At 70.2% G+C, this 22,025-nt stretch carries 21 protein-coding genes; 13 read left to right on the plus strand and 8 right to left on the minus strand.

Features of this window, described 5'->3' with window-relative positions:
• The first annotated feature begins 79 nt into the window (after positions 1 to 79).
• Together C8K38_RS17640 and C8K38_RS17645 are read left to right on the plus strand one after the other, a co-directional pair.
• Positions 80 to 811, plus strand: coding sequence for a GntR family transcriptional regulator (locus tag C8K38_RS17640; RefSeq protein WP_097212719.1), 732 nt, complete (start codon positions 80 to 82; stop codon positions 809 to 811).
• A 54-nt stretch (positions 812 to 865) separates the two neighbouring features.
• Entirely contained in the window at positions 866 to 4,153 is a 3,288-nt protein-coding gene (locus C8K38_RS17645) for an arabinosyltransferase domain-containing protein (RefSeq protein ID WP_373560268.1), read from the plus strand.
• 15 nt (positions 4,154 to 4,168) lie between these two features.
• On the opposite strand, the gene C8K38_RS17650 is transcribed toward C8K38_RS17645, so the two are convergent.
• The 3 genes from C8K38_RS17650 to C8K38_RS17660 form a co-directional block, all read right to left on the minus strand.
• A complete protein-coding gene (locus C8K38_RS17650) occupies positions 4,169 to 5,263 on the minus strand; it encodes a carboxylate-amine ligase (protein WP_097212720.1) in 1,095 nt (364 codons plus the stop codon).
• Between the two features lie 131 nt (positions 5,264 to 5,394).
• On the minus strand, positions 5,395 to 5,874 hold the full coding sequence (locus C8K38_RS17655; RefSeq protein ID WP_097212721.1) for a DUF6328 family protein: 480 nt from the start codon (positions 5,872 to 5,874) through the stop codon (positions 5,395 to 5,397).
• Positions 5,875 to 5,881: 7 nt separating this feature from the next.
• On the minus strand, positions 5,882 to 6,082 hold the full coding sequence (locus C8K38_RS17660; protein WP_097212722.1) for a hypothetical protein: 201 nt from the start codon (positions 6,080 to 6,082) through the stop codon (positions 5,882 to 5,884).
• 190 nt (positions 6,083 to 6,272) lie between these two features.
• On the opposite strand from C8K38_RS17660, the gene C8K38_RS17665 reads away from it, so the two are divergent.
• From C8K38_RS17665 to C8K38_RS17675, 3 genes are all read left to right on the plus strand, one after another.
• Positions 6,273 to 6,461 carry a ChaB family protein gene (locus tag C8K38_RS17665; protein WP_097212804.1) on the plus strand — a complete coding sequence of 63 codons (189 nt, stop codon included), beginning with the start codon at positions 6,273 to 6,275 and terminating at the stop codon, positions 6,459 to 6,461.
• 87 nt (positions 6,462 to 6,548) lie between these two features.
• The gene (gene map / locus C8K38_RS17670) at positions 6,549 to 7,406 is read left to right on the plus strand and encodes a type I methionyl aminopeptidase (protein ID WP_097212723.1); all 858 of its coding nucleotides are present in this window, start codon (positions 6,549 to 6,551) and stop codon (positions 7,404 to 7,406) included.
• Positions 7,406 to 8,962: a cobyric acid synthase gene (locus tag C8K38_RS17675; protein ID WP_097212724.1), complete on the plus strand. Its 1,557-nt coding sequence runs from the start codon at positions 7,406 to 7,408 to the stop codon at positions 8,960 to 8,962. Before map ends, C8K38_RS17675 begins: the two co-directional genes overlap by 1 nt.
• A gap of 10 nt (positions 8,963 to 8,972) precedes the next feature.
• Here the strand turns inward: C8K38_RS17675 and C8K38_RS17680 are convergent, their stop codons facing one another.
• From C8K38_RS17680 to C8K38_RS17690, 3 genes are read right to left on the minus strand one after another with little or no spacing between them, the layout of a single operon-like run.
• Positions 8,973 to 9,722 (minus strand): ABC transporter permease, encoded by a 750-nt coding sequence (locus C8K38_RS17680; RefSeq protein ID WP_257017555.1) that lies wholly within the window; start codon positions 9,720 to 9,722, stop codon positions 8,973 to 8,975.
• Entirely contained in the window at positions 9,719 to 10,624 is a 906-nt protein-coding gene (locus C8K38_RS17685; RefSeq protein ID WP_097212725.1) for an ABC transporter ATP-binding protein, read from the minus strand. Before C8K38_RS17685 ends, C8K38_RS17680 begins: the two co-directional genes overlap by 4 nt.
• A complete protein-coding gene (locus C8K38_RS17690; protein WP_097212726.1) occupies positions 10,621 to 10,983 on the minus strand; it encodes a GntR family transcriptional regulator in 363 nt (120 codons plus the stop codon). Before C8K38_RS17690 ends, C8K38_RS17685 begins: the two co-directional genes overlap by 4 nt.
• A gap of 116 nt (positions 10,984 to 11,099) precedes the next feature.
• On the opposite strand from C8K38_RS17690, the gene C8K38_RS17695 reads away from it, so the two are divergent.
• A complete protein-coding gene (locus tag C8K38_RS17695) occupies positions 11,100 to 11,666 on the plus strand; it encodes a hypothetical protein (RefSeq protein WP_097212727.1) in 567 nt (188 codons plus the stop codon).
• A 68-nt stretch (positions 11,667 to 11,734) separates the two neighbouring features.
• Here C8K38_RS17695 and mtr read toward each other — a convergent pair whose 3' ends face one another.
• Together mtr and C8K38_RS17705 are read right to left on the minus strand one after the other, a co-directional pair.
• Complete coding sequence (mtr, locus tag C8K38_RS17700) at positions 11,735 to 13,108, minus strand: mycothione reductase (protein ID WP_097212728.1); 1,374 nt, start codon at positions 13,106 to 13,108, stop codon at positions 11,735 to 11,737.
• Positions 13,105 to 14,103, minus strand: a complete 999-nt coding sequence (locus C8K38_RS17705) for an alpha/beta hydrolase (RefSeq protein WP_097212729.1) — start codon at positions 14,101 to 14,103, stop codon at positions 13,105 to 13,107. The genes mtr and C8K38_RS17705 overlap by 4 nt, the downstream gene beginning before the upstream one ends.
• 118 nt (positions 14,104 to 14,221) lie before the next feature.
• Between C8K38_RS17705 and mqo the strand changes: the two genes are divergently transcribed.
• The 7 genes from mqo (at position 14,222) to cobA (ending at position 22,008) form a co-directional block, all read left to right on the plus strand.
• Positions 14,222 to 15,766: a malate dehydrogenase (quinone) gene (gene mqo / locus C8K38_RS17710; RefSeq protein WP_097212730.1), complete on the plus strand. Its 1,545-nt coding sequence runs from the start codon at positions 14,222 to 14,224 to the stop codon at positions 15,764 to 15,766.
• Positions 15,767 to 15,778: 12 nt separating this feature from the next.
• On the plus strand, positions 15,779 to 16,249 hold the full coding sequence (locus C8K38_RS17715; protein ID WP_097212731.1) for a GNAT family N-acetyltransferase: 471 nt from the start codon (positions 15,779 to 15,781) through the stop codon (positions 16,247 to 16,249).
• 167 nt (positions 16,250 to 16,416) lie between these two features.
• Positions 16,417 to 18,357, plus strand: a complete 1,941-nt coding sequence (locus tag C8K38_RS17720) for a magnesium chelatase subunit D family protein (protein WP_097212732.1) — start codon at positions 16,417 to 16,419, stop codon at positions 18,355 to 18,357.
• Between the two features lie 23 nt (positions 18,358 to 18,380).
• The gene (gene cobO, locus C8K38_RS17725; RefSeq protein ID WP_097212733.1) at positions 18,381 to 19,001 is read left to right on the plus strand and encodes a cob(I)yrinic acid a,c-diamide adenosyltransferase; all 621 of its coding nucleotides are present in this window, start codon (positions 18,381 to 18,383) and stop codon (positions 18,999 to 19,001) included.
• On the plus strand, positions 18,995 to 20,386 hold the full coding sequence (locus C8K38_RS17730) for a cobyrinate a,c-diamide synthase (protein WP_097212734.1): 1,392 nt from the start codon (positions 18,995 to 18,997) through the stop codon (positions 20,384 to 20,386). The genes cobO and C8K38_RS17730 overlap by 7 nt, the downstream gene beginning before the upstream one ends.
• Entirely contained in the window at positions 20,379 to 20,744 is a 366-nt protein-coding gene (locus tag C8K38_RS17735) for a cobalamin biosynthesis protein (protein WP_097212735.1), read from the plus strand. Before C8K38_RS17730 ends, C8K38_RS17735 begins: the two co-directional genes overlap by 8 nt.
• A 37-nt stretch (positions 20,745 to 20,781) precedes the next feature.
• Positions 20,782 to 22,008 carry a uroporphyrinogen-III C-methyltransferase gene (gene cobA, locus C8K38_RS17740; protein ID WP_097212736.1) on the plus strand — a complete coding sequence of 409 codons (1,227 nt, stop codon included), beginning with the start codon at positions 20,782 to 20,784 and terminating at the stop codon, positions 22,006 to 22,008.
• Positions 22,009 to 22,025: the final 17 nt, after the last annotated feature.

Consider the following 22,025-nt stretch of genomic DNA (forward strand, 5'->3'; position numbering starts at 1 on the left):
GGTCTAGACCATCTGGTGATGGTGGGGAGAACGCCGGATGAACAATTGGTATAGACCAATTTGAGGTACGCTGACCTGCATGAACGACAAGGGGATCGGATCGGGCGAGGTGGGGGGGTCTGCGCCCAAGTACTACCGGGTGCGCACCGAACTGGCGACCATCATCGACGATCTCGACGAGGGCGATCCCGTGCCCGCGGAGCGTGACCTCGCGGTGCGCTTCGAGGTGTCCAGGGAGACGGTGCGCCAGGCAGTGCACGAGCTGCTGGTGGAGGGCAGGATCCAGCGGCGCGGCCGCGGCACCGTCGTCGCCAGCCCCAAACTCACCCAGCCGCTCTCGCTCTGTTCGTACACGGAGGGCGCGGTCAGCCAGGGCCGGGTGCCCGGCAGGGAGTTGGTCACCTTCACGAACGAGCGGGCCGATTCCGAGCTCGCCGCTGACCTCGGGCTGTCCGCCGGGGCCGCCGTGATCCATCTCGAGCGGGTGCTGCTCGCGGACGGGCAGAAGATCGGGCTCGAGAGTACGTACCTGCCTGCCGGCCGATTCGCCTCGATGGCACGGACGTTCGACCCGGGCACCTCGTTGTACGCCGCGATCCGCGCCACAGGGGTGACCTTCGACTCGGCCACCGAACGGATCGAGACGGTGCTGGCGTCGCCGCGCGAGGCCGCCCTGCTCGACTCGACGACCGCGATGCCGATGCTGTTGCTGAACCGGATCTCCCTGGACACAGCGGGTGTGCCGATCGAGCGGGTCCGCTCGCTCTATCGCGGCGATCGCGTCGCATTCCTCGCCACGCTGCGGGAGTGAGCGCGGGAGTCGTTCGTTTCACTCATGAGTTGATTGCGGTTAGCATCCGAACCCGTGGTTGACAGCATCGTGGCGACGAGACCCGCATCGGCAAACGGTCCGGAGATCCCTCCCCACGAGGCGCACGGGAAGTCCTCGCTCCGCGGCGCCCGCTGGACCGCGATCGTCACGGGCCTGATCGGCATGCTCCTCACCCTGTCGGTGCCGCTGCTGCCCGTCGTGACGGACGAGACGGTGCTCTCATGGCCGCAGCAGGACCTGGCGCGCAGCGTCTCGGCGCCGCTCGTCTCGTACTCGCCGGTGAGCCTCGACGTCGCGATCCCCTGCACGGCCATCGGCCCGCTGGTGGGGCAGGGCGGCACCCTCGTCGCCACTGCCCCGAACGGTGCCCCCGACGTCGAGCGCTACGGCCTCGTGGCCAAGGTCACGCCCGCGGGCGCGGATGATCCCGGCCGCATCGAGGTGGTCCTGCGCGACACGGTGTTGCTGTCCGCGCCGCTCGACCGGCTCGCGGGCGGCGACTGCGCGATCGCGGTGTCCTCCGACGCGACGAGGACCACCGCCGAGATCACCGGTTCCGGGATCGCGCCGACCGTGCACGAGGGCGACCTCCGTCCCCAGATGGTCGGGGTGTTCACCGATCTGGACGGTGCGGCGCCCGCCGGCCTCCAGGTCACCGCGGAACTCGACTCGCGCTTCACCTCGACGCCGTCGACGCTCAAGCTGATCGCGATGGTCGTCGGCGTGCTGGCGATGCTCGCCTCCCTCCTCGCCCTGCACCGCCTCGACCGCGTCGACGGCAGGCGCTCGCGCAGGTTCCTGCCCGCACGCTGGTGGAAGTTCGGCGTGGTGGACGCCGTGATCATCGGCACCCTGGTTCTGTGGCACTTCATCGGCGCGACCACTTCGGACGACGGCTATCAGTTCACGATGGCCCGCGCCGCCGAGCGGGCCGGCTACATGGCGAACTACTTCCGGTACTACGGGGTGCCCGAAACACCCTTCGGGACGCCGTATTACGAGGTGTTCGGGCTGCTCGCCCACATCACGCCCGCGAGCCCCTTCGTCCGGCTGCCCGCGCTGATCGCGGGCATCGTGACCTGGCTGGTGCTCAGCCGTGAGGTGGTGCCGCGCCTCGGCGCGGCGGCGCGGGCCAACCGGCTGGCCCTGTGGACCGGCGGTCTGGTCTTCCTCGCCGTCTGGCTCCCGTACAACAACGGGCTGCGCCCCGAACCGATCGTCGCGGCGGGCGTGCTGCTGACCTGGTGCTCGGTCGAGCGCGCCATCGCCACCCGACGGCTGCTCCCCGCCGCGGGCGCGATCCTGGTCGCCGCCATGACCCTCTCGGTCGGCCCCTCGGGGATCATCTGCTTCGCCGCGCTGATCGCCGGACTGCGCCCCATCGGCCAGGTCGTCGTCGCGCGCGCGAAGGAGGTCGGATATCTCGCGCTGCTGCTGCCGCTCCTCGCGTCGGGCACCGCGATCCTGGCGGTGATCTTCGCGGACCAGACGTTGGCGGCGGTCTTCGAGATGCAGCGCGTGCACGAGGTCGCGGGGCCCAACGAGAAGTGGTTCGACGAGTACCTGCGTTACCAGTGGCTGCTGAACATCTCGCCCGACGGATCGCTCGCGCGGCGGTTCGGCATCTTCATCATGATTCTCGGCGTCGCCGTGAGCATCCTGGCGATGCTCCGCAAGGGTGGCCGCATCCCCGGTACCGCCGCCGGACCGGCGCGCCGGATCCTCGGGATCACCCTCGGCGCCATGGTGCTGATGATGTTCACCCCGACGAAGTGGACGCACCACCTGGGGATCTACGCGGGACTGGCCGGGGCGGTCGCCGTGCTGACCACGGTCGCCGTGAGCGTCCACGTCCTGCGGTCGCCTCGCAACCGTGCGCTGTTCGCCGCGGCCGTGCTGTTCGTGCTCGCCATGTCGTTCACCGGCAGCAACGGCTGGTGGTACGTCTCGAGCTACAGCGTGCCGTGGTGGGACAAGCCGGTCTCCATCGGAGGGCTGGGCGCGGGCACCATGCTGCTCGGCGCCACGATGGCGATGCTGCTCGTCGCGGTCTGGTGTCACGTCCGAGAGCCGCACGCCGGCAACGGTTCGGGGCGGACCAGTCGGCTCTGGGCTATTCCTCCGCTCACCGTCGCCGCGGCGGCGATGGTGCTCTTCGAGGTCCTCTCGCTCGCCAAGGGCGCCGTCGCGCAGTACCCGGCGTACTCCGTCGGCCGTGCGAACTTCAACGCGCTCGGCGGCCAGGTCTGCGGTCTCGCCAACGACGTCTTGCTCGAGACCGACCCGAATGCCTCCATGCTGCAACCGCTCTCGGGTGGCCCCGCGACCGGCCTGGCCGGACCGGGCACGGTCGGCTTCGAGCCGAACGGTGTCGCCGCCGACCTGAGCGCCGACAAGGAATCGTCGGATTCGGTCACGGCGAACTCGGTCGATTCGAACGACAACCAGGCGAAGTCGGGCAACGCGGCGGGCACGGCGGGCGGGGCCGGACGGGTCGGCCTCAACGGCAGCGCGGTGGCCCTGCCGTACGGCCTCGATCCGGCGACCACCCCGGTGCTCGGCAGTCACCTGGCCGGCGGCGTCGCCACATTGACGACCGGCTGGTACCGGCTCCCGCCCGTCGGCTCCGACGGTTCGCGGGGTGACCTCATCTCGATCGCCGCCGCCGGCCGGATCCGATCCGTCGACGCCGACGGAATCGTCACCGAAGGGCAGGATCTCGAGCTCGAGTACGGCAGGGGACAGGGCGACGGCGCGGCGGTCGCCCTCGGCACGGTGGCCCCGCTCGACCCCGGTCCCGCGCCGTCCTGGCGCAACCTCCGGGTCCCGCTCGACGCGCTGCCCGTCGAGGCCGACGTGGTCCGGATCGTCGCGTCCGACAACGACCGGGATCCCAAGCAGTGGCTCGCGGTGACCCCGCCGCGGGTACCGCAGACGCAGACGCTCAACTCGGTGGTGGGGTCGCAGACACCCGTGCTGGTCGACTGGTCGGTCGGGCTGGCGTTCCCGTGTCAGCGACCGTTCGACCATCGCGACGGCGTGGCCGAGGTCCCCGAGTACCGCATCCTCCCGGACCGGATCGGCGCCATGACGACGAACCTGTGGCAGGACCACTTCGGCGGCGGACCGCTCGGCTGGACGCAGATGCTGCTGGCCGCCAGGACCATCCCGTCATATCTGGATCAGGACTGGGGTCGGGACTGGGGCGAGATCGAGCAGTTCACGTCGCTCGACCCGACGGCCGATCCCGCGACCCTCGACGTCACGACCACGCCGCGATCCGGGCTGTGGACCCCGGGACCGATCAACACCACGTTCTGACGCCTGCGGGCGCGACTACGCCGGTAGGGGCTCGCAGTGCTCGAGGGTCCGTTCCGTCGCGGACCGCACCACCTCGCCGATGCTGCGGCTGTTCGCGAACGCGTTTCGCTGCCAGATCGCGCCATTGCCCCGCTCGAGCTCACACCTGAGGGCCGCCTCGACACGGCGGCCCTCCCCGAGCTCGTCGAGCGCATCCCGCACGTGGTCGAGCAGGAGCTCGACCCGGCGCGTGCAGGGGACGGGCTGCGCAGTTCGCGGGTCGAGGCCGAGACCGGACAGGCCGTCTCGGGCGGCCATCCAGTTGGCGATCCGGAGCGTCGCCAGCTCGACGTCGGGCGGGTCGTCCCCCCGCTCGACGGCAGACACCGCCGTCATGACCAGGGCCCGCACCAGCGTCGCGATCAGCACCGTCTGGTCCACGGTGGGCATCACGTCGCAGACCCGGACCTCGACGGTGGGCAGGTGGGAGGAGGGGCGGATGTCCCAATAGACCATGCGCTCGTCCAGGAGGCAGTCGCAGTCGACCAGCATCGCGACCAGTTCGTCGTACGCATCGGCCGACTCGAAGTACGGCGGCGGGCCGGAAACCGGCCACCTCGACCACAGGATCGTCCGCCAGCTCGCGAAGCCGCTGTCGATCCCCCGGTGCAGCGGCGAGTTGGCGCTCAGCGCCAGCAGCGTCGGGAGCCAGGGCCGAACCTGGTTGCAGACCTGCACCCTGCTCTCCCGGTCGGGCACGTCGACGTGCACGTGGCAGCCGCAGATGCCCTGTTCCAGGGCGAGGGTGCCGAACCGCTTCGCCATGGCGCGGTAGCGGTCACAGTCGCTCACCGGCATCCGGGCGGGACCCGCGGGCAGCGTGCCTGTTGCGAGCAGCCTGCTGCCGTTGCGGGCGGCCGCGGCGGCCGCGAGCCTGCGGGCCTCGAGCAGGTGGGTGCGCAGCCCGTTGCTGTCCCAGCACACCGGGGAATTGGTTTCGATCTGGCACTGCGAGAGCTCGAGTTGGAGCGACACCCCGAGTTCGGTGGCGCTGGAGATCACCGCCGAGTTCCGCATCTGCGGGAGACCCGTGTCCGGGTCTACCAGCAGGAATTCCTCTTCCACACCCATGGACGGGCACACGGGGTGATTCATGCGGGGGAACGCCCAACTTCGGGCATCAATACCATCTCGGATCCGTGGAATCGGAAAGGTCCTGACTTCAGCTCAATTCAAGCACTAGCCGAACACCGCCGAAAGGGTCAGTCGCGTCGGTAGGTGAGCGGGAGGACGATCCAGAAGTAGGCGAACGCCATGGCCGTGCAGCCGGCGGCAACGGCCCCGACGACCGAGTTGACGACGGTTCCGGCGATCAGCATCACCACGCCGGTGAGGGCGAGTCCCAGCATCACCAGCCCGCTGAGTTCGAGGCGGTGCGCCGTCGAGACGATGGTGTCCAGCTTCCGTCTGCGGAACAGGATCCGGTGGAACCCCACGGGGGCGATCAACAGCACGGTGGCGGCGATCGAGAAGAACACGGTGGCGAGGTAGACGCCCCGTTCGTAGGTCGACAGCTCCGCGAACCGCTCCTGGAACGGCAGGATCAGGAGGAAGCCGGTCAGCAGTTGGACACCGGTCTGCGTCACCCGCAACTCTTGCAGGATGCTCGCCCAGTTGCGGTCGAGGCGCTCGGTCTCGGTCTCGTGTCTGCCGTCGTCGCCGGCGACGGGGTCGATGGTCATCGGATTCCTACGACGCGCGCGACGACTGCCCGGCCGAATCCGCGCAGCGGCAGCCGAGCGGGACGTCGCCGCAGTCCAGCACCAGCGGGTGCCGCATCGCGGTCAGGTCAGCGCACTGCTCTTCGGTGCACTCGGCGGGGTCGGTCCGGTGCACGATCAGGGTTCCGTGACAGTGGTCGAGACTGTCGGCACACGCGGCGCAGGCCATGGTGCTACCTCCGGGTCGGGGCGATCGGCATCCTGCCTCCGTTGGTACCACCTGGCGGCGACAGCGTGGGGATTCCCCGGGCGTGTCAGTCGACCTGTGTAGTTCGGACCGGCGCTTTCGCTGAGGTGTCGACGGGCGGACAATCGAGGGGCAAGAAATGACGGCCTCGACCGACGGAGGAGGGGCAGCGGTGAACCGGACCGAGCTCCCACAGACAGTGCGGCGATCGTCCAAGGAGGCGCAGGTGGTCTTCGCGGAGGCACGCGACACGGCCATCAAGCGATACGGGGAGGGTGAAGACGCCCTTCGCGCGGCGTACGGCGAGCTCAAACACGATTTCGAGTTGGAGGTCGATCACTGGGTGCCCAAGCAGGGGTGACCTCGGTACGACATGGTCCGCGCCGCGGCAGGACGCGACGCGGTGGGTCTGACGGTGTGCCCACGCGGTGCGTCTACCCTTGTCCGTATGCCAGTTCGCACCCAGCTCAGCCCCGGAACCGTCTCCGCGACGCTCGCCGTCCCCGCCAATATCGAGCGGCCGGAGTATGCGTGGAAGCCGACCGTCAACGAGGGCAACGAGCCGTGGGTGCAGACGCAGGAGACCATCGAGGCCATGCGGGTGGCGAGCAAGATCGCCGCGCAGGCCCTGCAGGAGGCGGGCAAGGCGGTCGCGCCGGGCGTCACCACCGACGCGCTCGACCGAATCGCGCACGAGTACATGATCGACCACGGCGCCTACCCGTCCACGCTGGGCTACAAGGACTTCCCCAAGTCCTGCTGCACCTCGCTGAACGAGGTCATCTGCCACGGCATCCCCGACTCGACGGTGATCCAGGACGGCGACATCGTCAACATCGACGTGACTGCGTACATCGGCGGGGTGCACGGCGACACCAACGCCACCTTCCTGGCCGGTGACGTGTCCGAGGAGAACCGCCTGCTCGTCGAGCGCACCCACGAGGCGACGATGCGCGCCATCAAGGCGGTCAAGCCCGGCCGCGAGCTCAACGTCATCGGGCGGGTCATCGAGGCCTACGCCAACCGCTTCGGCTACGGCGTGGTGCGGGACTTCACCGGCCACGGCATCGGCGAGACCTTCCACAACGGGTTGGTCATCCTGCACTACGACCAGCCGAACGTGGACACCGTCATCGAACCGGGCATGGTGTTCACCATCGAGCCGATGATCAACCTCGGCACCGTCGACTACGACATCTGGGACGACGGCTGGACCGTCGTCACCAAGGACCGCAAGTGGACGGCCCAGTTCGAGCACACCATCGTCGTCACCGACACGGGCGCGGAAATTCTCACGCTGCCATGATGTCGGGGCCCGCCCCGGTCGTGAAGGGTGCGCTGCTCGTCGCCGGAACGACCTCCGACGCGGGCAAGAGCGTGCTGGTCGCCGGGTTGTGCCGGATGCTGGCCCGGCGCGGGGTGTCGGTCGCGCCGTTCAAGGCGCAGAACATGTCCAACAACTCGGTCGTCACCCTCGACGGCGGCGAGATCGGGCGGGCGCAGGCACTGCAGGCGCGGGCCTGCGGGCTCGAGCCGAGCGTGCGCTTCAACCCGGTGCTGCTCAAGCCGGGCAGCGACCGGACCTCGCAGCTGGTGGTCCGCGGTCGGGCGGTGACCAACGTGGGGGCCCGCGACTACATCGAGCATCGGGAGTGGCTCCGGGGCGTCGTCGCCGACGAGTTGTCTTCGCTGCGAGCGGAATTCGACGTGGTGATCTGCGAGGGCGCCGGATCGCCCGCGGAGATCAACCTGCGTGCGACGGACCTGGCGAACATGGGGCTGGCGCGGGCGGCTTCGCTCCCGGTGATCGTGGTCGGGGACATCGACCGCGGGGGCGTGCTGGCGCACCTGTTCGGCACCCTCGCCGTGCTCTCACCCGAGGACCAGGCACTGATCGCCGGTTTCGTGATCAACAAGTTCCGCGGCGATGTGGGTCTGCTGGAGCCCGGCCTGGTCCAGCTGCGGGAGATGACCGGACGCCCCACCCTCGGCGTGGTGCCGTTCGCCGAGGGACTCTGGATCGACGCCGAGGACTCGCTGTCCACGGTCGTGGACGCCCCGGTAGGCAGGCCCGCCGCGCCGGCGGGTCAGGGGTGGCTGCGGGTGGCCGCGGTGCGACTGCCGCGGGTGTCCAACGCGACCGACGTGGAGGCCCTGGCCTGCGAACCCGGCGTCTCGGTGCACTGGGTCGGCGAGCCGTCGCGGCTGCAGGATGCCGACCTGGTGGTGATCCCCGGCAGCAAGTCCACCGTCTCGGACCTGGCCTGGTTGCGCTCGAGCGGGATCGCGGACGCGCTGGACGCGCGGGCCGCGGCTGGGCTGCCGACCCTCGGCATCTGCGGCGGGTACCAGATGCTCGGGCGCACCATCGTCGACGACGTCGAATCGGGCGCGGGGACGGTGGACGGGTTGGGCCTGCTGGACATGGAGATCGAGTTCGCGCCCGAGAAGGTGCTGCGGCAGGTCACCGGGACCGCCGACTCGGTTGCGGTGTCCGGCTACGAGATCCACCACGGGCGGGTCGTCCGCAACGCAGACCCGCCGCTGCTGCTCGGCGCGGACGGCGAGCCGGAGGGCAGCGTCCGTGGGCAGGTGTTCGGCACCCACTGGCACGGTCTGCTCGAGTCGGACGAGTTCCGTCGCGGGTTCCTGACCCGGGTCGCGGCCGTCACCGGGCGGCCGTTCACGGTCGCGCCCGACACCTCGGTGGCGGCGGAGCGGACCGCGCAGCTGGACCTGCTGGCCGACCTGGTGGAGCGGCACCTCGACGTGGACGCGATCGAGGAAATCATCAACGGCGGTGCGCCGCGGGATCTTCCGGTGGTCACGCACGGCCGCGCGGTGGTGGACCCAGTTCGCTGATCGCGGGACGTCACGGGGTCGCCCGACGCAGCGCAAGCCAGGCGACCGCTATCGCGATCGCGGTGCCGGTCAGGGGCAGCGCCACCAGCGGCAGGGCCCGCGGCGAGTCGGCGAACCAGTCGCCCACCGCGGGCCACCACCGCGCCCAGGTGATCACGATCGCGGCGATACCACCGAGGCCGAGGACCCCGACTCCGGCGGCCAGTAGTCCCGTTGCCCGCCAGCGCTGGTAGATCGCGCCGGCGGCAATCGCGATCGCCGTGGTCAGCAGCAGCGTCGAGAAGATGGTCAGGAACTGCAGCAGCGGGTTGTCGGTGAGGTAGTCGGCCAGGCCGAACATCCGCATCCACACGCCCCACCCGTCGGTGGCGGCCTCCACCACCGACAGCAGGTAGAGCGCCGCGGCGAACACCGCCGACTGAGCGAGCGCCAACAGCGCTGTGGCGGAGAAGAACTCGCGACGAGTCACGCTCATGCCGAGCGTGAAGGGGAAGGTCTGGGCCATCGCCTGCAGGTAGAACGCCAGCACGAACCCGTATACGGAGAAGACGCTGCCGGTGAAACCCTCTTCCTGATCGTTGTCGACCAGGAAGTAGATCGTGTAGCTGATCAGGAAGGAGGAGGCGAGGATGGCGACAGGCCAGGCGATCAGCAGCGGCCACGCCACGGTGTGCACGCGGAGGACGGCGCCGATCCGGGAGTCGGAGCCCGGCTCGGTGCGCGGCGGTGTCATCGTAGTGGTTGCGGTCTGGGTGGTCATGCGGTGATCTCCAGTGCTCCGGTGGTGGTCGCGATGACGAGGTCCTGCAGCGATACGGGTTCGAGCTCGACACCCGCCGCGCGCAGCAGGGCGCGCTCGGGCTCGGTCGCCGTGCGCTCGACCGTGGTGCGGGCCTGCGAACCCAGCGATTCGCGATGCAGCACCCGGGCGCCCGCTGCGAACGCGTCGACGGCCTCGGCCGGCCCGGTCGCGACCACTGCCCGCCTGCGCAGCGCGTCGGCGTCGTCATCGACGATGATCCGCCCGCCGTCGACGACGATGACGTGCTCGAGCAGGTTGCTGACCTCGTCGATGAGGTGCGTGGACAGCACGATCGTGCGGGGGTGCTCGGCATAGTCGGCGAGCAGTCGGTCGTAGAACAGGTGCCGGGCGACGGCGTCGAGGCCCAGATAGGGCTCATCGAACAGCGTGAGCGGTGCCCGCGCGGCGAGCCCGATGATCACGCCGAGCGTGGACTTCATGCCCCTGGACAGCTTCTTGACCTTGCGGCACAGCGGGAGCTGGAAATCGTCGAGCAATCGGTCGGCGAACTCGCGGTCCCAGCCGGGCATCAGATGCCCGGCGGCGGCGAGCACGTGCTTCACTCGGAGGTCGTCGACGTACGTCTGGCTCTCCTTGATGAAGCAGATGTTGCGCAGGACCCGCGCGTTCTCGAAGGGTGTGCCGCCGAGAACCGTCACGTCGCCGGATGTCTGGGTGTCCTGTCCGGTCAGGATCTGCATCAGCGTGGTCTTGCCCGCGCCGTTCCGGCCGAGCAGGCCGTAGATCTTGTCGGGCTCGATGGTGAGGGAGACGTCGTCGAGCGCGGTGACGTCGCCGAACCGCTTGCTCAGGCCGCGAACCGACACGATCGGTTCGGCATCGATGGCGGTCACGGTCATCTGCTTTCCTCCCGGTTGTCGAGCATGGACTTGAGTTCGGTGATCGACATGCCGAGCTTGTCGGCCTCCGCGATCAGCGGCTCGATGTACTGGCGCACGAAGTGCTCGCGGCGCCGGAATCGCAGCGCGTCTCGTGCGCCCTCCGTGACGAACATCCCGATACCTCGCTTCTTGTAGAGAATCCCCTCGGCCACGAGCTGCCCGAGCCCCTTCGCCGCCGTCGCGGGGTTGATCCGGTGGAAGGCGGCGAGCTCGTTCGTGGACGGAACCTGGCCGTCCTCCGGCAGCGATCCGTCGATGATGGAGTTCTCCACGAGCTCGGCGATCTGCTGGAACAGCGGCCTACCGTCGTCGTTCACCGGAACCGCCGCCCGCGAGGCTTACTGGTTCATTACTCATGTAATGAACCATAGGACCTTTGGGTGCGGTGTGCAAGCGATCGTGGGCGCGGCCCGATGGCGTACCGTCCGTAGCCATGGAATTGACGCAAGTTCCCGTCGGGGAGGGCACCTACACCGTTCGCGTCGCCGGCCCCGAGAGCAGGCACACGGTGCTGCTGCTCCCTGGTGCAGGGGAGTCCGCATCCGTGTTCGACGCGGTGTGCGAGCGACTGCACAACTCCGACCTGCGCACGGTCGTGCCCGAGTCGATCGACGGACTCGACGAGACCAGCGCCATCGCGCTGCTCGACGCGCTGAAGCTGCCGTGGGTCAACCTCGCAGGCAACCGCGAGGGTGCCGCGCTGGCCTGGCTGCTCGCCGCGAAGACCTTCGGCCGGTTCGCCAGTCTGGTCGTGGCGGACTGCCCGCACCCTGCTGTGCCGGATCTCGAGGGTGTCGTGCGCGAGTCCGGTTGTGCGCCCGTGGAAATGCCGACGACGCTGCTGATCGGGAACTCGCTGGGCCGGCCGATGGCCGACACCAGCGGCAGGCACGTCTACTCCGACTTCCGGGTCGTCCAGCTCGACGGCGTCGGCTCGGTGCCGCAGGGCGCGGCCGCCGAGATGGCCACCGAGATCGTCCTCCGTACCAGCAGCTGGTAGGCGCTCCGCGCCCGTGCGCGGTTAGCGAGTCCTGGGAGTCGTCAACCGCGCACGGGCGGCGCAGCCGGCTACTCGAGGCCCAGTAGGGCGTTCTCGACGACCTCGGGGAGACCCGGGTGGATCCAGTACTGGCCCCTGGCCATGTCCTTGGCGCTCAGGCCGAAGCTCATCGCCTGGATCAGCGGCTGGATCAAAGTGGGCGCCTGAGCGCCGATGACGTGGGCGCCCAGCAGCCTGCCGGTGCCGCGCTCGGCGATCACCTTGCACAGGCCCTCGGTGTCCTCCATCGCCCAGCCGTAGGCGACGTCTGAGTACTTCTGCACCTTCACCGTGATTTCGAGGCCCTGATCGCGGGCCTGCTCCTCGGTGAGCCCGACCTCGGCGATCTGCGGGTCGGTGAACACCGCCGCCGGCACGAACCGGTGATCGGTGCGGACCAGGTCCGCGCCGTCCGCCCACGCGTTGCGCAGCAGGTTCTCCTGCACCACCCGGGCCTCGTGGTTCGCCACGTGCTTGAGCTGATAGGGCGAGGACACGTCGCCGAGCGCGAAGACGCCCTCCGCGGTGGTGCGCTGGAACCGGTCCACGAGCACCCGTCCCTCGTCGTCGATGTCGACCCCCGCGGTCTCGGCGCCGAGCCGGTCGCCGTTCGGGGCCCGCCCCACCGCGACCAGCAGGGTGTCGCCCGAGACCACGCTGCCATCCGCGAGTTCCACCTCGACGTTGCCGTCGCCGCCGCGCACGGTCGTCACCGGATTGCCCAGTCTCACATCCCATTTCTCATGGGCGAGGGCGGTGAAATGTGCCGAGATGTCGCCGTCGAGGTGTCGCAGCAGGCGGTTGCCGCGGCCGATGATCGTGACCTTGCTGCCGAATGCCGAGAAGACGTGGGCGAACTCGGAGGCGATGAACCCGCTGCCGATGATCACCAGGTGCTCGGGCAGTTCCGGCAGCCGCATGATGTTGTCGTTGGTGTAATAGCGGACTCCGCTGCGGGTCACCGCCTCAGGGATGATCGGCCGCGATCCGGCCGCGATCACCACCTGGTCCGCGGTGATCACCTCGCCGGTCCCGGTCTCCAGGCGTCGCGGTCCGATGAACCTGGCGTGGCCGGAAAACAGTGTGGTGCCCGGACTCTCGTCGCGCCGATAGCGCTCTCCGCCCGCCGAGATGGGGTCGATCCGGTCGAAAACCCGGCTGACGATGTCGGGCCAGCGCACCTTGTCGATGCGCGAGTCGATGCCGTACTTGCTCGACTGTTCGATGGTGCGGGCGACCTCGGCGGCGTAGACGAACATCTTGGTCGGGATGCACCCGACGTTCAGGCATGTGCCGCCGAAGACGCCGTCCTCGAGCAGCGCGACCTGCATGTCGGCGTACCGGTCGTCGAGAATGGTGTTGCCGGAACCGGATCCGATGATCGCGAGGTCGAAGTGGTTCATGCGCCGTGTCCGTGGAGCCAGTTCAGCCACAGGTCCACCTCGTCGAAGGCCTGCTTGCGCGGCACCTCGGTGGAGAGGAAGACGTCGTGCCGGGCGCCCTCGATCGGCACGATCGTGGTGCGGTCGCCGAGGCAGCCCGCCCAGCGGGCGATCTGCCTCACGTCCAGCACCAGGTCGGCCTCGTCGGACTTGGCGGTGTACCGGGAGGAGTAGTGCGTCTTCTCGGACCGCAGGATCAGCGAGGGCACCCCGACGTCGAGCCCGCGGTGCAGCTTCGCGTGGCCGTGGCGGATCGCGCGCAGCCAGCCGAAGGTCACCGGGAACCCGGTCATCGGCTTCCACTCGAGGTTGTAGTCCCACTCGCCGCCCGTCCCGACGTGCAGGCTGCGCCCATAGACGTCGATCGGCGGCTGCTTGAGGGCGAGCCGGTCCTTGACCCGGCCGACGGCCTTGACGGCCACGGTGCCGACGCTGCGCAGGTACGACGGGCCCTGCAGGTCGAACCACGGGCTGTTGAGGATCAGCCCGGCGATGCCTGCGCCTGCGCTGCCGCCTGGCCGCTTGTTCAGCCGGTCGAGCCACAGCGGCAGGATCAGCCCGCCGGTGGAGTGCGCCACCAGCAGGACGGTGCCGCCGCCGATCTGCTCGCGGACCAGTGCCAGCGCGCGGCCCAGTTCCTCGTCGTAGAGGGCGAGGTCGGTGACGAAGTGCGGGGTCTGGCCCTGCTTCAGTGAGCGGCCGCATTTGCGCAGGTCCAGGGCGAAGAACGAGTAGCCCTGGTCGTGGAAGTGTTCGGCCATGTGGTGCTGGAAGAAGTAGTCGGTGAACCCGTGCACGTAGAGCACGGCCCGCGCGGGCGTGCGGTCGATCCCGCCCTCTGGCTGGTACCTGACGAGTGTGGCGTCGATCTCACCTTCACCGTCGGGATCGATTCCGAGTGGGATGGTCAACTGCTGATATCCGTCGCCGAGGACGTCGGGAGCCCAAGTAGTCACAGATCACAATGTAATGCGCAGGAATGCCCCCCGCAGTGGCGCACAATTGGGTGAGGTGAACGACGCGTGTACGCGCGGGTAACCTATCCGCTGCAGTCGGCGCGACTGCGCACTGCCAATGGACAAGGAAGTCGATTTTCCAGTGTCAGACAACAACGCGGTAGAGACCAAGACCGATGTAGTGCTCGTGGGTGCGGGCATCATGAGTGCGACCCTCGGAGCCATCCTGCGGCAGCTACAGCCGGATTGGTCGATCAGCGTGTTCGAGCGGCTCGACGCCGCCGCCGCGGAGAGCAGCGACCCGTGGAACAACGCGGGCACCGGACACTCGGCTCTGTGTGAGCTCAACTACACCCCCGAGAACAAGGACGGCTCCGTCGACATCGCCAAGGCGATCACGGTCAACGAGCAGTTTCAGGTCTCCCGGCAGTTCTGGGCACACGCGCTCGAACAGGGCATCCTCACCGCCCCCAAGGAATTCATCAACCCCATCCCGCACGTGAGCTTCGTGCACGGGGCGGACAACGTGAGGTACCTGAAGGCGCGCTACGACGCCCTCGCCGGACACACGCTGTTCAACGGCATGGAGTACACCGACAGCGCGGACGAGTTCGCCCGCCGCCTGCCGCTGATGGCCAAGGGTCGCGACTACTCCGACCCCGTCGCCCTGAACTGGACCGAGGGCGGCACCGATGTCGACTTCGGCGCGCTGACCAAGCAGCTGCTCAACCACGTCGCCTCCTCGGGCGGCACCGTGCACTTCGGTCACGAGGTCACCGGCATCAAGAAGCAGTCCGACGGCAGCTGGAAGCTCAAGGTGCACAACCGTCGCACTGGCGGCCGCAAGGTCGTCAACGCCAAGTTCGTCTTCGTCGGAGCAGGCGGCGGCGCCCTGCACCTGCTGCAGCAGTCCGGCATCAAGGAAGCCAAGGGTTTCGGCGGCTTCCCCGTCAGCGGTGCCTTCCTGCGCTGCACCAACCCGGAGCTGATCGATCAGCACCGCGCGAAGGTGTACGGCAAGGCCGCGGTCGGTGCCCCGCCGATGTCGGTCCCACACCTCGACACCCGCGTCATCGGTGGCAAGCCGGGCCTGCTGTTCGGCCCGTACGCCGGTTGGTCGCCGAAGTTCCTCAAGGAGGGGCGGGTCACCGACCTGCCCGGTTCGGTCAAGCCGAACAACCTGCTGTCCATGCTCGGCGTCGGCGTTTCCGAGCTCGGCCTGGTCAAGTACCTGGTCAGCGAGCTGGCGAAGAACGCGGAGGGTCGGATCGAGACGATGCGCGAGTTCGTCCCCGAGGCAATCGGAGCGGACTGGGAGCTGATCACGGCCGGCCAGCGCGTCCAGGTGATCCGCCGCGACAAGCGCAAGGGCGGCGTGCTCGAGTTCGGCACCGCGGTCATCAGCGCCGCGGACGGCTCGATCGCCGGTCTGCTCGGCGCCTCGCCCGGCGCCTCGACCGCGGTCCCGGCGATGCTCGATGTGCTCAAGCGCTGCTTCGGGGACCGGTTCGCGTCCTGGGAGCCGCAGCTCAAGCAGATGGTGCCCTCGCTCGGTCTGAAGCTCTCCGACGACAAGTCGCTGTTCACCGAGGTCTGGGACTGGTCCAGCCGCGTGCTCGAACTCGACACCGACGTTCAGGAGACCGCCTCCGCCGCGGTGTGATAGTCACACCGTATGACGGCAACAGCGGCGCTGCACCGCGCCTGGGCGCTCGATCTGGACCTCCGCACGCTCTATGACCTGCTGAGACTGCGGGTCGACGTGTTCGTCGTGGAGCAGGCCTGCCCGTACCCGGAATTGGACGGGCGGGACCTGCTCCCCGGCACCAGGCACCTGTGGATCGAGCAGGACGGTCAGGTCGTGTGCACCCTCCGCCTGATGGAGGAGCACGACGACGGCAGCTCCTACCGCATCGGGCGGCTGTGCACCCACCCGGACGCGCGCGGGCACGGGCACACCACCAGGCTGCTGCGCACGGCGCTCGCGGAGGTCGGGTCCGCGCCGTGCCGGCTCAGCGCGCAGAGCCACCTGGTGGACATGTACGCCAAGCACGGGTTCACCCCCGACGGCGAGGAGTTCATCGAGGACGGGATCCCGCACGTGCCGATGCGGCGCGGTGGCGGCGAGCCCTGGCGCGAGGTCTAGAGTCAGGATCCGACAATCCCTGCCGCGGGGAAGTCCTGTGTGAACCAGGCACGGTCCCGCCACTGTGATGGATCCGGCCACGTCCGGAACCGGAGTCAGATCGCCGCGGCAGCGGGTAGAGGTCCGAACCCTCGGCGTGGACACCGGGGAGTGAAGGGAAAAACGCTGTGGCACAAGCTGGTACCGGGTCCGAACCGGGTTTTCCGTTCAGTGCGATCGTCGGTCAGGACACGCTCCGGCTCGCCCTGACCCTCTGCGCCGTGCACCCCGGAATCGGGGGAGTGCTGGTGCGGGGCGAGAAGGGCACCGCGAAGTCGACGGTGGTGCGCGCGCTCGCCGCGCTGCTGCCGCCCGTCGACGACGGCAACGGTGGCAGGCCCGCCCGGCTGGTGGAGCTGCCGGTCGGCGCCACCGAGGACCGGGTGGTCGGCTCGCTGGACCTGGAGAAGGTGCTGCGGGACGGGGAGCGGGCCTTCCAGCCCGGGCTGCTGGCCGCGGCCCACGACGGCGTGCTCTACGTCGACGAGGTCAACCTGCTGCACGATCACCTCGTGGACGTGCTGCTCGACGCCGCCGCGATGGGTCGCGTGCACATCGAGCGCGACGGCGTCTCCCACTCCCATCCCGCGCGATTCGTCCTCGTCGGGACCATGAACCCGGAGGAGGGCGAACTCCGCCCGCAGCTGCTCGACCGCTTCGGCCTCGCCGTCGACGTGGCGGCCTCGCGCGAGGTGGACGTCCGCATGCAGGTGGTGCGCCGCAGACTCGATTTCGAGGCCGACCCCGCCGGATTCGCGGCCCGGTACGCCGACGAGGACTCGGCGCTGGCCCGCCGCATCGCCGCGGCAAGGGCGGCCCTGCCCGCCATCGAACTCAGCGACACCGAACTGCGCCGCATCGCCGCGCTGTGCGCCTCCTTCGACGTCGACGGCATGCGTGCCGACCTGGTGCTGGCCCGGACGGCGACCGCGCACGCCGCCTGGCGCGGCGCGGAGGCCGTCGCCGAGGAGGACGTGCGGATCGCCGCGGAGCTGACGCTCCCGCACCGCCGCCGCCGCGACCCGTTCGACGAGCCGGGCCTGGACCCGCAGCAGCTCGAGGACGCGATGCGGGACGCCGCCGAGCAGGCGAATCAGCCAGAACCCGAGCCGGAGCCCGATCCCGACGGTCCCGGTGGCGGCGCGCCCGAGCCCGAGTCCGACGGGGCACCGACCCCCGACGAAGCCCAGCAGTCCGCCGAGTCGAGCGAGACCGAACGGCCCGGCCCGGCCCGCGCCCCCGAACGCCAGGCCGCGGCGCCCTCCGCGCAGTTCAAGACCCGGCTGCTGACCATCCCCGGCGTCGGCGAGGGCGCGCCGGGCAGGCGCTCGCGTTCACGCTCCGCTCAGGGCCGGACCGTGCGGCCCACCACCGAACAGGGGCGCGGGCTACACCTGGTCGGCACCCTGTTCGCGGCCGCCGAGCACCAGGTCGCCCGCGGGCGGCGGGAAGGCCGGATGCTGTTGGCGCCCGGCGATATCCGCGGGGCGCATCGCGAGGGCCGCGAGGGCAACCTGGTGGTCTTCGTGGTCGACGCGTCCGGCTCGATGGCAGCGCGGGACCGGCTCTCCGCGGTCACCGGCGCCGTCGTCTCGCTGCTGCGCGACGCCTACCAGCGCCGCGACAAGGTCGCGGTGATCACGGTGCGGGGCGCCGCCGCCGAACTGGTGCTGCCGCCCACCTCGTCCGTCGACGTCGCCGTCCGGCGGCTGCGCTCGCTGCGTACCGGCGGTAAATCTCCACTGGCGCAAGGATTCCTGAAGGCCCGCGAGGTGGTGTTGCGGGAGAAGGTGCGCGACCCCCAGCGTCGGGCGATGGTGGTCGCGCTGACCGACGGCCGCGCGACCGGTGGGACCGACCCGGTCCATCGGGCGCGGGTGGCCGCGACCCTGCTCGCGGGCGAGTCGGTGGCCTCGGTGGTGGTGGACTGCGAATCCGGCATGGTGCGGCTGGGCCTGGCCCGCGACCTGGCGACCGCGCTGCGGGGCGCCTACATCCGGCTCGGCGAGCTCTCGGCGGAGCAGGTGGCCGGTGTGGTCCGGGCCGGTACCTCGAAGCTCGCGGCCTAGAACGGAAAGAGGAGTAAGAGACGATGCCCAAGGGTGTACCGCTTCCCGAGAACGTCCCCGACGACGGCCTGACCACCCGGCAGCGCCGCAACGCGCCGGTGCTGGCCGTGCACACGGGTCCCGGCAAGGGGAAGTCGACCGCCGCGTTCGGGATGGCGCTGCGAGCCTGGAACCAGGGCTTCGACATCGGGGTGTTCCAGTTCGTCAAGAGCGCGAAGTGGAAGGTCGGCGAGGAGTCGGCGTTCCGCGCGCTCGGCGAGCTGCACGAGTCCACCGGCATCGGCGGACCGGTGCAGTGGCACAAGATGGGCGAGGGCTGGTCCTGGACCCGCAAGAAGGGCGAGGACGAGGACCACGCCCGCGTCGCGTTGGACGGCTGGCGCGAGGTGGCCCGCCGGATCGCCAACGAGGAGCACAAGTTCTACGTCCTCGACGAGTTCACCTACCCGCTCAAGTGGGGCTGGGTGGACGTCGACGAGGTGGTCGAGGTGCTGGCTGCGCGGCCGGGGAACCAGCACGTGGTGATCACCGGCAGGGATGCGCCGCAGGCCCTGATCGAGGCGGCCGACCTCGTCACCGAGATGACCAAGATCAAGCACCCCATGGACGCCGGACGCAAGGGCCAGCGGGGCATCGAGTGGTGAACACCGTTCCGGCGGTCGTCATCGCGGCACCCGCATCCGGCAGCGGAAAGACCACCGTCGCAACGGGTCTGATCGGCGCACTGCGTGCGGCCGGTGATCGGGTGGCGCCGTTCAAGGTGGGGCCCGACTACATCGACCCGGGCTATCACGGCCTCGCCGCGGGCCGCGTCGGACGCAACCTGGATCCGGTGCTGGTCGGCGCGGACCGGGTCGGCCCGCTATACCGGCACGGCAGCGCGGGCTGCGACATCGCCGTCGTCGAGGGCGTGATGGGCCTGTTCGATGGCAAGATCGCGGACCCGGCGCCCGAGGGCGCCGCGGAGGGGTCGACGGCCCAGGTCGCCGGACTGCTCGGCGCGCCGGTCGTTCTCGTGGTGGACGCCCGCGGCCACAGTCAGTCGCTGGCCGCGGTGCTGCACGGCTTCGCGACCTTTGACAGCGGTGTCCGGATCGGCGGGGTGATCCTGAACCGGGTCGGCAGCGAGCGGCACGAGCAGGTGCTGCGCCAGGCCTGTGACCGGGTCGGGGTGCCGGTGCTCGGGGTGGTGCCCCGGCTCGCGGAGCTGGCGGTGCCCTCGCGGCATCTCGGACTGATCACCGCCGTCGAGCACGGCCGCGCGGCCACCGACGCGGTGGACGCGATGACCGAGCTGATCGCGCGGCACGTGGACCTGCCCGCCGTGCGGGCGCTGGCCCGCTCGAGCGTCGACGCACCGGACTGGAATGCCGCGGACGAGGCCGGTATGGACGCGCCGGGACCCGCCCCCGTGGTGGCGCTGGCCGGTGGCTCGGCGTTCACGTTCGGCTATGCCGAGCATCGCGAGCTGCTGGAGGCGGCGGGCGCGCGGGTGTGCACCTTCGACCCCGCCGTCGATCAGCTTCCCGAGGGCGCGGCCGCGTTGGTGCTGCCGGGCGGGTTCCCGGAGGAGCACGCGCCCGAGCTGGCGGCGAACGTCCCGTTGCTCACCACCGTCCGCGAACTGGCGCGCCGCGGGATGCCGATCCACGCCGAGTGCGCGGGCCTGCTGTACCTGGCGCGCCGCCTCGACGGGCACCCGATGGCGGGGGTGATCGGGGTGGATGCGGAGTTCGGAAAGTCGCTGACCCTGGGCTACCGGGAGGCCGTCGCGCTGGGGGAGTCGGTGCTGTTCGAACCGGGGACGAGGGTGGTCGGTCACGAGTTCCATCGGACCCGGCTCACGTCGGCCTCGGTGGACGGCTGGGCCCCGGCCTGGGGCTGGCGGGCGGCGGGGACGTCGGCGCGGGAGGGCTTCGCGGGCGGCGGCGTGCACGCCTCCTACCTACACACCCATCCCGCGGGGAACCCGGCCTCCGTGCGCCGGTTCGTCTCCGCGGCAAGAGATTTCGAGGCATCCAATGGGTGAACTGGTAGTGGGCATCGGTGCCCGCGACGGGGTGGACCCCGACACCGTGCTGGCCGCGATCAGCGCCGTCGTCGACGACCCGACCGAGCTGCACGCGCTGGCCACCCTCGAACGCAAGGCCACCGAGTCCTCGATCGCCATTGCGGCGGCCGAGCTGGGTGTACCGGTGCTCGGGTTCACGGCCGACGAACTCTCGGCCGTGGACGTGCCGACACCGTCAGGACGGGTCGCGGCCGAGGTCGGGACGCCGAGCGTCGCCGAGGCCGCGGCGGTCCTCGGCGCGGGCGGCGGCGACCTGCTGGTGCGCAAACGCGCCCGCAATGGCGTCACCGTTGCCGTCGCCCGTAATGTTTGGTAGCCCGAAGACCCCCGATACCCCAGTCAAGGAGCACGAAGTGCCAGCAGCGGCCGGAGACGAGCCCAACTACCTCGTAGGGCTCAACCTGACCGATCGACGGGTGGTCGTCGTGGGTGGCGGCACCGTCGCACAGCGGCGCCTGGGCCTGCTCGTGGCCTGCGGGGCGAGGGTGCACGTGGTCAGCCGCGCCGTCACCCCCGCCGTCGAGGCGATGGCCACCGGCGGCCAGATCACCATCGACCTGCGCGCGTACGCCGACGGCGACCTGGACGGCGCCTGGTACGCCATCGCCTGCACCGACGAGCCGGACACCAACGCCGCCGTCGTCGCCGAGGCGGAGCGCAGCCGCATCTTCTGCGTCCGCGCGGACAGTGCCCGCAACGGCACCGCCGTCACCCCCGCGAGCGCGTCCTTCGACGGGCTCGAGCTCGGTGTGCTGGCGGGCGGCGACCACCGCCGCTCGGCCGCGGTGCGCACCGCGCTGGTCGAGGCCCTGCAGTCCGGTGGCGTGGTGGACGTCGCCGAGCCGCACGTGCCCGGCGTCGCGCTGGTCGGCGGCGGACCCGGCGACCCGGATCTGATCACCGTCCGCGGCCGCAGGCTGCTGGCCCGGGCCGACGTCGTCGTCGCGGACCGGCTGGCGCCGCCCGAGCTGCTCGCCGAGCTCGGCCCCCAGGTCGAGGTCATCGATGCGGCGAAGATCCCGTACGGCCGCGCGATGGCGCAGGAGGCGATCAACGCCGCGCTGATCGACGGCTACAAGGCCGGCAAGTTCGTGGTCCGGCTCAAGGGCGGCGACCCGTACGTGTTCGGCCGCGGCTTCGAGGAGCTGCAGGCCTGCGCGGCCGCCGGGGTGCCGGTCACCGTGGTGCCGGGCATCACCAGCGCGATCGCCGTGCCGTCCGCGGCCGGGATCCCGGTGACCCACCGCGGCGTCACCCACGAGTTCGTGGTCGTCAGCGGGCACATCGCCCCGGACCACCCCGATTCGCTGGTGGACTGGTCGGCCCTGGCGAAGCTGCGCGGCACCCTGGTGCTGCTGATGGCGGTGGAGCGGATCGAGAAGTTCGCCGCCGTGCTCACCGAGGGCGGTAGGCCGGCCGAGACCCCGGTGACCGTGATCCAGGAGGGCACCACGCGCGCTCAGCGGGTGCTGCGAGCCGATCTGGCGACCGTCGCGGCCCGGGTCCGCGAGGAGAACATCCGCCCGCCCGCGATCGTCGTGATCGGGCCGGTCGCGGGCCTGACCGCCGACGCGCAGTAACCTGGGCGACCGTGCCT

Origin of the sequence: Rhodococcus sp. OK611, assembly GCF_003050885.1 — a bacterium.
Lineage (GTDB): Bacteria > Actinomycetota > Actinomycetes > Mycobacteriales > Mycobacteriaceae > Rhodococcus_G > Rhodococcus_G oryzae.

What these genes read in the sequence shown, in the direction of transcription:
- C8K38_RS17640 (WP_097212719.1), top strand. Translation starts at nt 80, where the DNA reads ATGAACGACAAGGGGATCGGATCGGGCGAGGTGGGGGGGTCTGCGCCC.
- C8K38_RS17650 (WP_097212720.1), bottom strand. Translation starts at nt 5,263, where the DNA reads ATGGGTGTGGAAGAGGAATTCCTGCTGGTAGACCCGGACACGGGTCTC.
- C8K38_RS17655 (WP_097212721.1), bottom strand. Translation starts at nt 5,874, where the DNA reads ATGACCATCGACCCCGTCGCCGGCGACGACGGCAGACACGAGACCGAG.
- C8K38_RS17660 (WP_097212722.1), bottom strand. Translation starts at nt 6,082, where the DNA reads ATGGCCTGCGCCGCGTGTGCCGACAGTCTCGACCACTGTCACGGAACC.
- map (WP_097212723.1), top strand. Translation starts at nt 6,549, where the DNA reads ATGCCAGTTCGCACCCAGCTCAGCCCCGGAACCGTCTCCGCGACGCTC.
- C8K38_RS17675 (WP_097212724.1), top strand. Translation starts at nt 7,406, where the DNA reads ATGTCGGGGCCCGCCCCGGTCGTGAAGGGTGCGCTGCTCGTCGCCGGA.
- C8K38_RS17680 (WP_257017555.1), bottom strand. Translation starts at nt 9,722, where the DNA reads ATGACCACCCAGACCGCAACCACTACGATGACACCGCCGCGCACCGAG.
- C8K38_RS17685 (WP_097212725.1), bottom strand. Translation starts at nt 10,624, where the DNA reads ATGACCGTGACCGCCATCGATGCCGAACCGATCGTGTCGGTTCGCGGC.
- C8K38_RS17695 (WP_097212727.1), top strand. Translation starts at nt 11,100, where the DNA reads ATGGAATTGACGCAAGTTCCCGTCGGGGAGGGCACCTACACCGTTCGC.
- mtr (WP_097212728.1), bottom strand. Translation starts at nt 13,108, where the DNA reads ATGAACCACTTCGACCTCGCGATCATCGGATCCGGTTCCGGCAACACC.
- mqo (WP_097212730.1), top strand. Translation starts at nt 14,222, where the DNA reads ATGGACAAGGAAGTCGATTTTCCAGTGTCAGACAACAACGCGGTAGAG.
- C8K38_RS17715 (WP_097212731.1), top strand. Translation starts at nt 15,779, where the DNA reads ATGACGGCAACAGCGGCGCTGCACCGCGCCTGGGCGCTCGATCTGGAC.
- cobO (WP_097212733.1), top strand. Translation starts at nt 18,381, where the DNA reads ATGCCCAAGGGTGTACCGCTTCCCGAGAACGTCCCCGACGACGGCCTG.
- C8K38_RS17735 (WP_097212735.1), top strand. Translation starts at nt 20,379, where the DNA reads ATGGGTGAACTGGTAGTGGGCATCGGTGCCCGCGACGGGGTGGACCCC.